We start from the raw sequence: 13,989 nt of genomic DNA, 5'->3' as shown, positions 1-13,989 counted from the left end.
ACGGAAACCCATGACACTCAACGGATGGATACAGATCCTGGTTTATTGCGGGATCGTCGTTTTGCTGGTGAAGCCGCTCGGCGGCTACATGTACCGCGTCTTCAATGGCGATCGCACCTTTCTCTCGCCCATACTCGGGCCCGTTGAGCGCGGCCTCTACCGCATTTCGGGAACCAGCGAGCGCGAGGAGCAGCACTGGACGACCTACGCGGCAGGAATCATCTTCTTCAGCCTTGCCAGCTTCCTGGTGCTGTACTTTCTGCAACGCCTGCAGGGCGTCCTGCCTTACAATCCGGCCGGGATGGCATCGGTCGAACCCAATCTCGCCTTCAACACTGCCGTCAGCTTCGTCACCAACACCAACTGGCAGAATTACGGCGGCGAAAGCACGTTGTCCTACCTCGTGCAGATGGCCGGCCTGACTGTTCAGAACTTCATGTCCGCCGCCGTCGGCATTGCCATTGCGGTGGCGCTGATCCGCGGCTTCGCCCGCGCCTCGGCCAAATCGATCGGCAATTTCTGGGTCGATATGACCCGCTGCACGCTCTACATCCTGCTGCCGCTCAGCATCGTGCTCACCCTTGTCTATGTCTGGCTCGGCATGCCGCAGACGCTCGGGCCTTATGTCGACGCCACCACGCTGGAGGGCGCCAAGCAGACGCTCGCCCTTGGGCCGGTCGCCTCGCAGGTCGCCATCAAGATGCTCGGCACCAATGGCGGCGGCTTCTTCAACGCCAATGCCGCGCATCCTTTCGAAAACCCCGACGCCATCTCCAACATGATCCAGATGGTGACGATCTTCGCGCTGGGTGCTGCACTCACCAACGTCTTCGGCCGCATGGTCGGCAACCAGCGCCAGGGCTGGGCGATCCTGGCCACGATGGGTGTGCTGTTCATCGCTGGCGTCGTTATCTGCTACTGGGCGGAAGCCGCGGGCAATCCGCTGGTCCATGCGTTGGGCGTCGACGGCGCCAACATGGAAGGCAAGGAGAGCCGCTTCGGCATTGCCGCTTCGGCACTATTCGCCGTCATCACCACGGCTGCGAGCTGCGGTGCGGTGAACGCCATGCATGACTCGTTCACAGCACTTGGCGGCCTGGTCCCGATGCTCAACATGCAGCTCGGCGAAGTCATCGTCGGCGGCGTCGGCGCCGGCTTCTACGGCATCGTCATGTTCATCGTCATCACCGTGTTCGTCGCCGGCCTGATGGTTGGCCGCACGCCCGAATATCTCGGCAAGAAGATCGAGGCCAAGGAGGTCAAGATGGCAATGCTCGCCATCCTCGCTCTGCCGTTGGTCATGCTGGTCTTCACGGCAATAGCGGTCGTGCTGCCAAGCGCCGTCGCCTCGATGGCCAATGGCGGTCCGCATGGCTTCTCCGAGGTTCTTTATGCCTACACTTCGGCGGCGGCCAACAACGGCTCGGCCTTTGGCGGCCTTTCCGGCAACACGCCCTGGTACAACATCACGCTCGGCATCTCCATGTGGGTGGGTCGCTTCTTCGTCATCATTCCAGCGCTTGCCATTGCCGGCTCGCTAGCGACGAAGAAGACGGTTCCGGCTTCCGCCGGCACCTTCCCGACCGACGGCCCGCTGTTCGTCGGCCTGCTCGTCGGCGTCATCCTGATCGTCGTCGGCCTGACCTTCTTCCCGGCACTGGCGATCGGACCGATCGTCGAGCACCTGGCTGCCATCAACGGCCAGACATTCTGAGGCTTGTCATGTCCTGGTTCTACCCAAAACGCATGAAGGCCCGGCCGCGAGCCGGCCCACGAGCCGGCAATGAGGGGGAGGAAACGCCCCCTCCCTTCCCCAGCGTATCTACCTTCCTCGGCCTCGCGGCAGTCATGATCGTGATCTGGCTGCTGGCCTATGGTCCGCCGCCCCTCTTTTCGGCATCCGATCGGTCGGTGCCGGCCAACAGTTCAGATACTGGAGCCACCAAATGAGCCAGTCCAAATCCGCGAGCATCATGGATGCCCGCATCCTGTGGCCGGCCATCGGCGGCGCCTTCAGGAAACTCGACCCCCGCACGCTGGTCAGGAACCCGGTGATGTTCGTCGTCGCCATCGTCTCGCTTCTTACCACGGTCCTGTTCGTCAAGGATCTCGCCACCGGCGGCGGCGATTTCGGCTTTACGCTGCAGATCATCATCTGGCTGTGGTTCACCGTGCTGTTCGCCAACTTCGCCGAGGCCGTCGCCGAAGGCCGCGGCAAGGCGCAGGCCGATTCGCTGCGCAAGGCGCGCACCGAAACCCAGGCCAAGCTGCTTGCCGGCGAAGACCGCTCCAGGTTCAAGCTGGTGCCCGGCACCAGCCTGAAGGTTGGCGACATCGTGCTGGTCGAAGCCGGCGACATCATCCCGTCCGACGGTGAAGTGATCGAAGGCGTGGCCTCGGTCAACGAGGCGGCAATCACCGGCGAGTCCGCACCCGTCATTCGCGAATCCGGCGGCGACCGTTCGGCGGTCACCGGCGGCACGCAGGTTCTGTCCGACTGGATTCGCGTGCGCATATCAGCCGCCTCCGGCCACACCTTCCTCGACCGCATGATCTCGCTGGTCGAGGGTGCCTCGCGCCAGAAGACGCCCAACGAGATCGCGCTCAACATCCTGCTCGTCGGCATGACGCTGATCTTCGTGCTGGCCACCGCCACGATCCCGAGCTTTGCCTCCTATTCCGGCGGCTATATCCCGGTGACGGTGCTGGTCGCGCTGTTCGTCACCTTGATCCCGACCACCATCGGCGCCCTGCTGTCGGCCATCGGCATTGCCGGCATGGACCGCCTGGTGCGCTTCAACGTGCTGGCCATGTCCGGCCGTGCCGTCGAAGCGGCGGGCGACGTCGATACGCTTTTGCTCGACAAGACCGGCACCATCACGCTCGGCAACCGCCAGGCCACCGAATTCCGCCCGGTCAAGGGCGCCACCGAACAGGAACTGGCCGATGCCGCGCAGCTCGCCTCGCTCGCCGACGAGACGCCTGAGGGACGCTCGATCGTCGTGCTGGCCAAGGAGAAATACGCCATCCGCGCCCGTGACATGGCAACCTTGCATGCCAGCTTCGTGCCCTTCACCGCGCAGACCCGGATGAGCGGCGTCGACATCGATGGCTCGTCGGTGCGCAAGGGCGCCGTCGATTCGGTTCTCGCCTATGTCAGCCAGTCGTCATCGGCCACTCACGGCACGCGCCCCGGCAGCGACACCGTCAAGGATCTCCAGGCGATCGCCGACGAGATCGCCAAGTCGGGCGGCACGCCGCTGGCCGTCGAGCGTGACGGCCGCCTGCTCGGCGTCGTCCACCTCAAGGACATCGTCAAGGGTGGTATCCGCGAGCGCTTTGCCGAACTGCGCAAAATGGGCATCCGCACCGTGATGATCACCGGCGACAATCCGATGACTGCGGCGGCGATCGCAGCCGAAGCCGGCGTCGACGATTTCCTCGCCCAGGCCACGCCCGAGGACAAGCTGAAGCTGATCCGCGACGAACAGGCCAAGGGCAAGCTGGTCGCCATGTGCGGTGACGGCACCAACGACGCGCCGGCCTTGGCGCAGGCCGATGTCGGCGTCGCCATGAACACCGGCACGGTTGCCGCCCGCGAGGCCGGCAACATGATCGACCTCGATAGTGACCCGACCAAGCTGATCGAGATCGTCGAGATCGGCAAGGCGCTGCTGATGACGCGCGGCTCGCTGACGACCTTCTCGATCGCCAACGACGTCGCCAAATACTTCGCCATCATCCCGGCCATGTTTGCCGTCTTCTACGTTGCGCCGGGACATACAATCGGCCCCCTGCAAGCGCTCAACATCATGCATCTGGCGACGCCGCAGAGCGCCATCCTGTCGGCCATCATCTTCAACGCGCTGATCATCATCGCTCTGATCCCGCTGTCGCTTAAAGGCGTCAAATACCGCGCCATCGGCGCCGGCGCGCTGCTCAGCCGCAACCTGCTGGTCTACGGCCTCGGCGGCATCATCGTTCCCTTCGTCGGCATCAAGGCGATCGACATGATCGTCACCGGCCTCGGCCTCGCTTAAGGAAATACGTCCATGCTCACTCAGATAAGACCCGCTGTTATCATGATTGTCTTTTTCACCGTTTTGACCGGCCTGATCTATCCCCTGGGCATGACCGGCATCGCCCAGGCGCTGTTTCCGCACCAGGCCAATGGCAGCTTGATCGAGAAAAACGGCACGGTCATCGGCTCCGAACTGATCGGCCAGGGCTTTGCCGACGACAAGTATTTCCATGGCCGCCCCTCGGCTGCCGGCGACGGATACAACGCCGCAGCGTCCAGCGGCTCCAATCTCGGTCCAACCAACCCCAAGCTGATCGACCGCATCAAGGGCGATGTTGCAAAGCTGAAGGCGGAGAACCCGAACCAGCCGGTGCCGATGGATCTGGTGACGACGTCCGGCAGCGGCCTCGACCCCGCTATCAGCCCGGACGCCGCCTATTTCCAGGTCGCTCGGGTGGCCAAGGCCAGGGGCTTCGACGAAGCCAAGGTCAAGGCGCTTGTCGACAGCCATGTCGAAGGCCGCGAACTCGGCTTCCTCGGCGAGCCGGTCGTCAATGTGCTGGCGCTCAACCTGGCACTGGACGATACCAAGCAGTGAGAGACAATCTCTGAAGCCAGGGGCCAGGGATCGACACGATCCTCGGCGCCGTTCATGATCGAGCCTGATGCCGGACGCCAGAAGCAACTATACCAGACCCTCTCCGGACGCGCTGCTCGAGCATGCGGAACGGGAAGAGCGCGGCCGCCTGCGGATATTTCTGGGTGCTGCACCCGGTGTCGGCAAGACCTACGAAATGCTGATGGCCGGCCGCGCCATGCTTGCCGACGGCATCGACGTGGTCATCGGCATCGTCGAAACCCACGGTCGCAAGGAAACCCTGGCGCTGGTCGAAGGCTACGAGGTCATCCCGCGCCAGAAGGTCGACTACAAGGACCGCGTGCTGAATGAGATGGACATCGACGCCATCCTCGCCCGCCGGCCGGCGCTGGTGCTCGTCGACGAACTCGCCCACACCAACGCACCCGGCAGCCGCCACCCCAAGCGCTATCTCGACGTCCAGGAAATCCTTGCGCGCGGCATCGACGTCTACACCACGCTCAATATCCAGCATGTCGAGAGCCTGAATGACGTCGTGGCACAGATCACCCGCGTCAGGGTGCGCGAAACGGTCCCGGACTCCATCATCGACCAGGCCGACGACATCGAGATCATCGACCTCACGCCCGACGACCTGATCAAGCGGCTGAAAGAGGGAAAGGTCTATTTCCCCAACACTGCCCAGCGCGCAGTCGAAAACTATTTCTCGCCGGGCAATCTGACCGCGCTTCGGGAATTGGCGCTGCGCCGCACCGCCCAGCGCGTCGACGAGCAGTTGCTCAACCACATGCAGTCGCACGCGATTCCCGGCCCTTGGGCGGCGGGCGAAAGGGTGCTCGTCTGCGTCGATGCGCGTCCGGGCGGAGCGTCTCGTGTCCGCTATGCGCGCCGGCTGGCCGACCGGCTGCGCGCACCGTGGACGGCGCTGCATGTCGACACGCCGCGTTCGGCCGCCATGTCGGAGGAAGACAAGGACCAGCTGGCCACGCTCTTGCGCCTGGCCGAGCAGCTCGGCGCCGAGGTGACGACCATTCCGGGCCAGAACGTCGCCCAGGACATCGTCCGCCACGCCACGGCCAACAACTTCACCCATATCGTCGTCGGCAGGCCGACCCGCTCGCGCTGGCGCGAACTGATCGAGGGTTCGCTCACCTACGATCTGATCCGCAATGCCGGCGATATCAGCGTCCATGTCATTTCAGGAACGGAGCGCGACAACGAGGCCACGTCGAGGGTCAAGGCGGCGGCCGAGCAGACGCCATTTCAAATCTGGCCTTATCTTTTCTCGACCGTCTATGTCGCCGGCGCGCTTGCCGTCAGCGCCGTCCTCGATCAGTTCCTCGACGTTCGCAACCTTGCCAGCGTGCTGCTGCTGGCGGTGCTGACATCGGCAGTGACCTTTGGCCTGTGGCCGGCGCTGTACGCCTGTTTCCTCAGCGCCATTGCCTTCAACTTCTTCTTTCTCGAGCCGCGCTACACGATGACGATCCGCGATCCGGAGAGCATCGTTGCCTTCGCCGTCTTCCTCGTCGTTGCCGTCATCGCCAGCAATCTGACGGCGCGTGTGCAGCGTCAGGCAGCCGCCGCCCGTTCACGAGCCCGGGCCACCGAGGACATCTACCTCTTTTCAAAGAAGCTCGCCGGCGCCGGCACGCTCGACGACGTTTTGTGGGCCACAGCCTTCCAGATCGCCTCGATGCTGAAGCTGCGCGTGGTGCTGCTTTTGCCGGAAGAAGGCACGATCACCGTCAAGGCCGGTTATCCCCCCGATGACACGCTGGCCGAGGCCGACATCGCGGCTGCACGCTGGGCTTGGGAACACAACCGGGCTGCCGGCCGTGGCGCCGATACCCTGCCCGGGGCAAAACGCCTCTACCTCCCCTTGCGCACCGCACGCACGGCCGTCGGCGTCGTCGGCCTCGACAATGACAAGCAAGGCCCGCTGCTGACGCCCGAGCAACAGCGCCTGCTCGACGCGCTGGCCGACCAGGCGGCGGTTGCCATCGAGCGCATCCAGCTGGTCGCCGATGTCGACCGCGCCAGGCTGGCGGCCGAGGCCGACCGCTTGCGCTCGGCACTGCTGACGTCGATCTCGCATGATCTGAAGACGCCGCTGGCGGCCATCATGGGCGCGGCCGGCACGCTCAGGGAATTTGCGCCGGCACTGCCCGAGAACGATCGGGCCGAGCTGCTGACCACCGTGCTCGACGAGTCCGAACGGCTGAACCGCTTCATCGCCAATCTGCTCGACATGACCAAGATTGAATCGGGCGCCATGGAACCGAATTTCGCCCTGCACTATGTCGGCGATGTCGTGGGCTCGGCCTTGCAGCGGGCACGCAAGATCACTGCCGGGCACAAGACCGAGGTTGATATTCCGGCCGACCTGCCGATGCTGAAGCTTGATCCCGTGCTGTTCGAACAAATGCTGTTCAATCTGCTCGACAATGCCGCGAAATACGCGCCACAGGGATCGACAATCCGGCTGCAGGGCTGGGCCGACAATGGCTCCGTCGCGCTGCAGATCATGGATGAGGGACCGGGCATTCCGCCCGCCGACCTGGAGCGCGTCTTCGACAGCTTTTACCGGGTGCGCAAGCGCGATCAGATCCAGGCCGGCACCGGGCTCGGCCTGTCGATCTGCCGGGGCTTCATCGAGGCGATGGGCGGCACGATCATGGCGGCGAACCGCAGCGATCGCCCGGGCGCAGTCTTCACAATCCGCATGCCGAGGTTGGTACAATCGTCCGATACGGACGTATCAGGTGTGGACGGGCAAAACTCTGGTGATCCGGCATGACAAATTCCAACGTCAGCATACTGGTCGTCGACGACGAGCCGCCGATCCGCAAACTGCTGCGCGTCGGCCTCGGCAGCCAGGGCTATGCGGTCAGCGAAGCGCCCAACGCCAAGGCTGCGATCGAACTCGTCGATGCACAAAAGCCGGATCTGATCCTGCTCGACCTCGGCCTGCCCGGCATGGGTGGCCTCGATCTCCTGCGGAAATGGCGCGGCGACGGCCTCGACGTGCCCGTGGTCATCCTGTCCAGCCGCACCGACGAAGCCGGCATCGTCGCGGCGCTCGAACTCGGCGCTGACGACTACATCACCAAGCCGTTCGGCATGAACGAACTGGTCGCCAGAATCCGCGTCGCGCTGCGCCACCGATTCCAGCAGCAGGGCGAAAAGCCGGTGTTTCAGACCGGCGATCTCTCGGTCGACCTGGTCAAGCGCATCGTCAAGGTCGAAGGCAAGGAGATAAAGCTCTCCCCCAAGGAATACGACATATTGCGTATTATGGTGCAGCATGCCGGCAAGGTGCTGACCCACCATTTCCTTCTGAAGCAGGTGTGGGGCGATTCGACCGACGTGCAGTATCTCAGGGTCTATGTCCGCCAGCTCCGGCAGAAGATCGAAAAATCACCCGACCAGCCGCGCTACATCACCACCGAGACCGGCGTGGGGTACCGGCTGCGCGAGGTTGAGTAGCCGCGCGTTCGCTGCTCAGTCCGCCGAGAGTTCCGCGGTCCGTGCCAGTGCGCCGCCGAAGCCGTTGAGCGGGATGGTGAAACTCACCGCTTGACCGGTGTCGGCCGCGAAGGCGTCGATCTTCAGCGTGGTGGCTGCCTTGAGCAGCGGCGTGACGCTGGCATCGAACGCCACCGGCACCAGGCAGCCGACGGCCTGGCAGGTGTTGAACGGCAGGCTGCCTTCCAGCTTCTGGTCGTCGATGGTCAGGCTGACGCCTTTGGCGAGCGCCAGGCCGAACGGCAGCGCCAGCGTTCCGGCGGCATCCTCGCTGCTCTTGCTCGACAGCTCGATCGCCAGCAGGCGCTGGTTGGACTGCTTGTTGAACTGCTGATGCGACAGGCTGCAAACCTTGGCCGTGCCGGTTACCTGGCAATTGACCGTCCAGTCGCCATGTGTCTCGGACAGCGCCGAGGCGCCGCCAGGCAATGTCGGGCCGGCAGCAGGGGCGGGCGCTGCGGCGGCAGGCGCCGCCTTGTCGGTCTTGGTTTGCGCCGCGACTGCCACCGGGCCAAGAATACAGATGCTGCCCAGTAGCGCCGCGAAATATACTTGCCTGCTTTTCATCAATATGCTCCCGATTGTGCCTCGAGTCAGCAGCGATTGAGCCCGAAATCCGCGCCCGATAGAGCGGTCAATCGATCTTTTCTGTCAAGTGCGGCCAGGCCGCTTCCTCAGGGATTTCGCCAACCCGTGGCAGATCGGCCCATGGCAGACCCGCCCATGGCAGATCGAGACGAACGCCCTATATAGAGAGGAGGTTATATCTGTACGGGAACGAACTGATGTCGACGCTTCGCCTATCGACAGTTCTCATGTCGGCAATGCTGGCGGTGGCAACGCTCGCCGGAATCATGCAATCTGCTGCGGCTCAGTCCGTCAATCCCAGCGCCAACCGGCTGATCCAGCAGAACCAGCTGCAGCAATTGCGCAACAGCCTGCAGCGGCAGCAGTTCCAGCAACAGCAGCAGCAATATCGCGAGCAGGACCGTCGGATCGTGCCGCAGCCGCGCCCCGAAGTGCCCGTCGTCCGGCAAGCTTGTCCGATTCAGATCGTCAACAACCAGATTGTGCGTGTTTGCCGTTGATATCGGTCGCCTGCGATTTACTTAGTCGACTTATTTACTAAAGATGCTCATTGCCTCGCGGGCATATCAGGGGTTTGCAGGCGGCGTGCGGCGGTGCGCCCGCCGACCGGATTTTCAGCACATGGCGACGACGAAGAAAAAGGCGGTACGCAAGGCAAGGCGAGGCGAACGCATTCGCCAGGTCGCCGCCATTCCCTTTCGTCTGGACGTTTCAGGCAATTTCGAAGTGATGCTGGTGACGTCGCGAGCGACGAAGCGCTTTATCGTGCCCAAGGGCTGGCCGATGAAAGGAAAGAGCGGGCGCAAGGCCGCCACCATCGAGGCGCGCGAAGAAGCCGGCGTGCTCGGCAAGACCCGCAAGGCGCCTGCCGGCAGCTATTCCTACTGGAAACGGCTGGAGCACAATTTTGTGCGCGTCGACGTCGTCGTCTATCTGTTGGAGGTGTCCGAGGAACTGGCCAACTGGCAGGAGGCCAAGAGCCGCCAGCGGGCATGGCTCAAGCCGCAGGACGCGGCGTTGCTCATCGATGAGCCGGATCTCTCGACGCTGATGGCCAACCTGGCGCCGCCTCAGCCGGCAGTGCCGGACCCGGCCTGACCAACCTCACTTGCCCTCGTCCCCTTCAGCGGGACCCTCATCCCCCTCAGCGGGAAATGGCCGCAGCGGCGTGCCCGTATAGGCCCACAGCCATTCGCGCGGCAGCGGCCCTTTGTTGCGCTCGCTTTGCTGCGACTGTTCCCATGCATGCGCCAGGATGCCGACCGAGCGCGAGAGCACGAACAGGCCGCGCGTCAACGGCGGCGGAAAGCCGAGCTCGCCATAGATGACGGCGGTGGCGCCGTCGATGTTGAGCGGTATTTTCTTCCCCTTGCGCCGTGCCGCCTCTGATTCGACGGCCTCGGCGATGTCGGCAAAGCGTCCGCTGACGACGCCGCGCGCGGCAAACTCGCGCGTCACTGCGATCAGGCGCGGCGCGCGCGGATCGACCGGGTGGAAGCGATGGCCAAATCCCGGCACATAGCCTTTCTCCTCGGCGAAGAAACGGTCGAGCCGTGCGGCTACGGCTTGGTCCAGCGCAACACCCTGGTCAAGTGCCACGGCAATGTCGCCATAGAAGGACAGCGCCTGTTCGCCGGCGCCGCCATGCACGTCACCCAGCACGTTGACGGCGGACGCCATGGCGCTGTTGATGCCGACGCCGCAGGTGATGGCCATGCGGGCAATGGCGATCGACGGCGCCTGCGGCCCGTGGTCGACGGCCGCCCCCAGCGCAATGCCGAGCAGCGCCGCCTGCTCCTCGCTCGGCAATTCGCCGCGCAGCATCAGCCAGATCGTGGCCGGAAAGCTGACGCGGCCGATCAGCTCCTGGATTTCATAGCCGCGCAGCCGGATAATGCCGGGGCTCATCTCGATGATGCCGGTCTGCCACCATTCCTCGCCGCGTTCGCGGCCGGTTTTTCTCTCGCTCACGCGCTTCTCCTGGCGCGCGGCGGCAGGGTGGAAAAAACCTCGTCCATATGCTCGCCCAGCACAGGCGGCGGCAGGACCGGCAAGGGTGCCGCGCCATCGACCATGAAGCCGCCGCGCACCACGGTCAGCGGCTGCGCCATGCCGGGCAGACCCTGGAAACGCGTGGTCATGTCGCGCTCGACCACCTGGCGCTCGCCAAGCACTTGGGGGATCGTCAGCACCCGGCCCGCCGGCACGCCGGCGCGGTTGAATTTTTCCTCCCAGGCTGCGGCCGAGGCGCTCGCCAAGGCCGTCTCGATCAGCACCTTCAGCACAGCGCGGTTCTGCTTGCGCGTCTCGCGCTCGGCAAAGCGCGGATCGTCGGCCAGTTCCGGCTGGCCGATCAGCCGGCAAAGCGTGACGAACTGCTCCTGCTTGTTGGCGGCGATGTTGAGCAGGCCGTCGCCGGTGCGAAACGCGCCGGAGGGCGCAGCCGTCATGTTCTCATTGCCCATCGGCTGCGGCTCGACGCCGGCGGTCAGATAGTTGGACACCGGCCAGCCCAGCGCCGACAGCGTGCATTCGAGCATCGAGACATCGAGAAACGCGCCCTCGCCCGAGGTCTTCTGCTTGACCAGCGCCGCGGCGATGGCGAAGGCCCCGACCAGCCCGCCCAGCGTGTCGGCGACGGGATAGCCGACCCGCAAGGGTGCGGTCTCCGGCGTGCCGGTGATGCTCATGATGCCGGACAGCCCCTGGATGATCTGGTCGTAGGCCGGATTGTCGCGCATCGGCCCGGTCTGGCCGAACCCCGATATGGCGCAATAGACGAGACCCGGACGAACCGCTTTCAGCGCCTCATAGCCAAGCCCCAGCCGCCCCATCACGCCCGGTCGAAAGTTCTCGACCAGCGCATCGGCGGAGGCGACGAGATCGAGGAAGCGTTCGCGGTCGGCTTCGCTCTTGAGATCCAGCACCACCGATCGCTTGCCGGCATTCTGCGCCAGGAACGACGCGCCCATGCCCGCATTGTTGAGCGCCGGCGAGGCGCCGAGCTGGCGCGCCAGATCGCCGCCTTGCGGCGTCTCGACCTTGATGACATCGGCGCCGAGCAGCGCCAGCTGGTAGGCACAATAAGGGCCCGCCAGCACATTGGTCAGGTCGAGGATGCGGATGCCGGCAAGCAGATCGGTCATGATGCTCCAGGTTGCTCAGGCATCGCCCGGCACATGCTCCAGCCCGCGCCGGCGCCGATGCTCGATGAAGGCCCAGATATGCGGACCGGCGAGCCCGATGAAGGCGAGGATCAGCAGCACCAGCGACAGCTTGTGGGTGTAGAACACCGACCAGTCGCCGTTCGAGATCGTCATCGCCCGGCGGAACTGCGTTTCGGCGAGCGGCCCCAGGATCATGCCGATGATGACCGGCGCGGTCGGGAAATCGAAGCGCCGCATCAGGAAGCCGGCGGCCCCCAGGAGATAGAGGATGACGAGGTCGATCGGCGATTGCGAGATGCCGTAGGTGCCGACGGTGGCGAACACCAGGATGCCGGCATAGAGCTGCGGCGCGGGGATTTTCAACAGCCGTACCCACAGCCCGATCAGCGGCAGGTTGAGGACGACCAGGATGACGTTGGCGATGAACAGGCTGGCGATCAGGCCCCAGACCAGATCGGCCTGCGTCGTCAACAGCAGCGGTCCCGGATTGATGCCGTAGCTCTGGAAGGCCGACAGCATGATTGCGGCTGTCGCCGAGGTCGGCAGGCCAAGGGTGAGCATCGGCACCAGCACGCCGGCGGCAGACGCATTGTTGGCGGCTTCCGGTCCGGCAACGCCCTCGATGGCGCCGACCGTGCCGAACTCCTCCTTGTGCTTCGACAGCTTCTTTTCGATGGCGTAGGACAGGAAGGTCGGGATCTCGGCGCCGCCGGCAGGCATGGCGCCGATCGGGAAGCCGATGAAAGCGCCGCGCAGCCATGGCTTCCACGAGCGCCCCCATTCGGCCGCGGTCATGTAGAGCGAGCCCTTGAGCGGCACGATCTCGTCCTTGCCGGCATAGCGGCGCGAGGCCATGTAGAGCGTCTCGCCGACGGCAAACAGGCCGACCGCGGCAATGATGACATCGACGCCATCGAGCAGTTCGTTCATGCCGAAGGTGAAGCGCGGCTGTCCCGTCTGCAGGTCGACGCCGATCATGCCGATGACGAAGCCGATGAACAGGCTGGTGAGGCCGCGCACGGAGGACGAGCCGAGCACCGCCGACACCGTGATGAAGGCGAGCACCATCAGCGAGAAATATTCGGCCGGACCAAAGGCCAGCGCGAACTTCACCACCACCGGCGCCAGGAAGGCGACGCCCATCGTGCCGATGGTGCCGGCGACGAAGGAGCCGATCGCCGAGGTCGCCAGTGCCGCGCCGCCGCGACCCGAGCGGGCCATCCTGTTGCCTTCCAGCGCGGTGACGATGGTGGCGCTTTCGCCCGGCGTGTTGAGCAGGATCGAGGTCGTCGAGCCGCCATACATGGCGCCGTAATAGATGCCGGCGAACAGGATGAAGGAAGCCTCCGGCGCCACCTGGTAGGTGATCGGCAGCAGCAGCGCGATGGTCAGCGCCGGCCCGAGACCGGGCAGCACGCCGATGGCGGTGCCGAGCGTGGTGCCGACCAGGCACCACAGCAGGTTCATCGGCGAGAAAGCGACGGAAAATCCGTGGGCGAGATGGCCGAGCGTCTCCATGGCGTCAGCCCCTCACCGTGGCGATGATCGCGTCGATCACCGTGTTCAGCTGGTTTTCGATGAAGCCGGCGCCAATGTTGACGCCGAGCGCCCTGGCAAAGCCGAAATAGGCGGCAAGCGCCAGGATCAGGCCGGTCAGCGCATCGCGCAGCGTGTGCTTGCTGCCGAAGCCATAACAGACGACCACGAACATGATGACCGAGGCGGCGGTGAAGCCGAGCGGCTGGATCAGCACCAGATTGGCGACCAGGCCGGCAACGACGATGCCCATGGCCTTCCAGTCGGTCGGCGTTTCCTTTTCCTCCTGCGGCTGCCAGCCGCCGCGCAACGCGGCGACGATGAGCAGCAGCGAAAGCACGATCATGCCTGTCATGGTGATGTAGGGGAAGACGGTCGGCCCGACCTTGGAATAGAGCGGCGAAACCGGGATCGCCAGGGTCTGCCACGCCACGGCCGCGGCACAGGCGAGAAGCCCGATGCCGATCAACAATTCGGGCATGGCAAGGCGCGGGGGCGCCGGCTGCTGGTCGCTGGTGCTCATCGATGTCCTCCCGAGATGGCCGGCATCC

Annotated in this window: 12 protein-coding genes; 7 read left to right on the top strand and 5 right to left on the bottom strand. The window is 64.7% G+C overall.

Annotation, left to right across the window (positions count from 1 at the left end; translation table 11 throughout):
- The first annotated feature begins 10 nt into the window (after nucleotides 1–10).
- The 5 genes from kdpA to NKI05_RS13815 all read left to right on the top strand — a co-directional run bounded on the left by kdpA (nucleotide 11) and on the right by NKI05_RS13815 (nucleotide 8,108).
- A complete protein-coding gene (kdpA, locus tag NKI05_RS13835) occupies nucleotides 11–1,714 on the top strand; it encodes a potassium-transporting ATPase subunit KdpA (RefSeq protein ID WP_023699137.1) in 1,704 nt (567 codons plus the stop codon).
- Nucleotides 1,715–1,946: 232 nt separating this feature from the next.
- Nucleotides 1,947–4,040: a potassium-transporting ATPase subunit KdpB gene (kdpB, locus tag NKI05_RS13830; protein WP_023686546.1), complete on the top strand. Its 2,094-nt coding sequence runs from the start codon at nucleotides 1,947–1,949 to the stop codon at nucleotides 4,038–4,040.
- Nucleotides 4,041–4,052: 12 nt separating this feature from the next.
- Nucleotides 4,053–4,619, top strand: a complete 567-nt coding sequence (gene kdpC, locus NKI05_RS13825) for a potassium-transporting ATPase subunit KdpC (RefSeq protein WP_023744101.1) — start codon at nucleotides 4,053–4,055, stop codon at nucleotides 4,617–4,619.
- A gap of 67 nt (nucleotides 4,620–4,686) precedes the next feature.
- Entirely contained in the window at nucleotides 4,687–7,419 is a 2,733-nt protein-coding gene (locus NKI05_RS13820; RefSeq protein WP_352792457.1) for a DUF4118 domain-containing protein, read from the top strand.
- On the top strand, nucleotides 7,416–8,108 hold the full coding sequence (locus tag NKI05_RS13815) for a response regulator transcription factor (protein ID WP_023814694.1): 693 nt from the start codon (nucleotides 7,416–7,418) through the stop codon (nucleotides 8,106–8,108). Before NKI05_RS13820 ends, NKI05_RS13815 begins: the two co-directional genes overlap by 4 nt.
- Before the next feature lie 15 nt (nucleotides 8,109–8,123).
- Here NKI05_RS13815 and NKI05_RS13810 read toward each other — a convergent pair whose 3' ends face one another.
- Nucleotides 8,124–8,714 carry an invasion associated locus B family protein gene (locus NKI05_RS13810; protein WP_031205138.1) on the bottom strand — a complete coding sequence of 197 codons (591 nt, stop codon included), beginning with the start codon at nucleotides 8,712–8,714 and terminating at the stop codon, nucleotides 8,124–8,126.
- Nucleotides 8,715–8,932: 218 nt separating this feature from the next.
- Here NKI05_RS13810 and NKI05_RS13805 point away from each other — a divergent pair, with 218 nt between their 5' ends.
- Both NKI05_RS13805 and NKI05_RS13800 read left to right on the top strand, forming a co-directional pair.
- Nucleotides 8,933–9,235, top strand: coding sequence for a hypothetical protein (locus NKI05_RS13805; protein WP_023704190.1), 303 nt, complete (start codon nucleotides 8,933–8,935; stop codon nucleotides 9,233–9,235).
- Between the two features lie 121 nt (nucleotides 9,236–9,356).
- Nucleotides 9,357–9,833 carry an NUDIX hydrolase gene (locus tag NKI05_RS13800; protein ID WP_023669717.1) on the top strand — a complete coding sequence of 159 codons (477 nt, stop codon included), beginning with the start codon at nucleotides 9,357–9,359 and terminating at the stop codon, nucleotides 9,831–9,833.
- A gap of 6 nt (nucleotides 9,834–9,839) precedes the next feature.
- Here the strand turns inward: NKI05_RS13800 and NKI05_RS13795 are convergent, their stop codons facing one another.
- From NKI05_RS13795 to NKI05_RS13780, 4 genes are read right to left on the bottom strand one after another with little or no spacing between them, the layout of a single operon-like run.
- A complete protein-coding gene (locus NKI05_RS13795; protein ID WP_031205139.1) occupies nucleotides 9,840–10,706 on the bottom strand; it encodes a citryl-CoA lyase in 867 nt (288 codons plus the stop codon).
- Nucleotides 10,703–11,881 carry a CaiB/BaiF CoA transferase family protein gene (locus NKI05_RS13790; protein ID WP_031205140.1) on the bottom strand — a complete coding sequence of 393 codons (1,179 nt, stop codon included), beginning with the start codon at nucleotides 11,879–11,881 and terminating at the stop codon, nucleotides 10,703–10,705. Before NKI05_RS13790 ends, NKI05_RS13795 begins: the two co-directional genes overlap by 4 nt.
- Nucleotides 11,882–11,896: 15 nt before the next feature.
- On the bottom strand, nucleotides 11,897–13,420 hold the full coding sequence (locus NKI05_RS13785; protein ID WP_023747051.1) for a tripartite tricarboxylate transporter permease: 1,524 nt from the start codon (nucleotides 13,418–13,420) through the stop codon (nucleotides 11,897–11,899).
- A 4-nt stretch (nucleotides 13,421–13,424) separates the two neighbouring features.
- A complete protein-coding gene (locus tag NKI05_RS13780; protein WP_023814696.1) occupies nucleotides 13,425–13,961 on the bottom strand; it encodes a tripartite tricarboxylate transporter TctB family protein in 537 nt (178 codons plus the stop codon).
- Nucleotides 13,962–13,989 lie beyond the last annotated feature (28 nt).

It is taken from the genome of Mesorhizobium sp. M0771, from assembly GCF_040320155.1.
In the GTDB taxonomy this organism is placed as follows: Bacteria; Pseudomonadota; Alphaproteobacteria; order Rhizobiales; family Rhizobiaceae; genus Mesorhizobium.
Note: the sequence above shows the minus strand (reverse complement) of the source record. Positions and strands in the feature narration are given on the sequence as shown.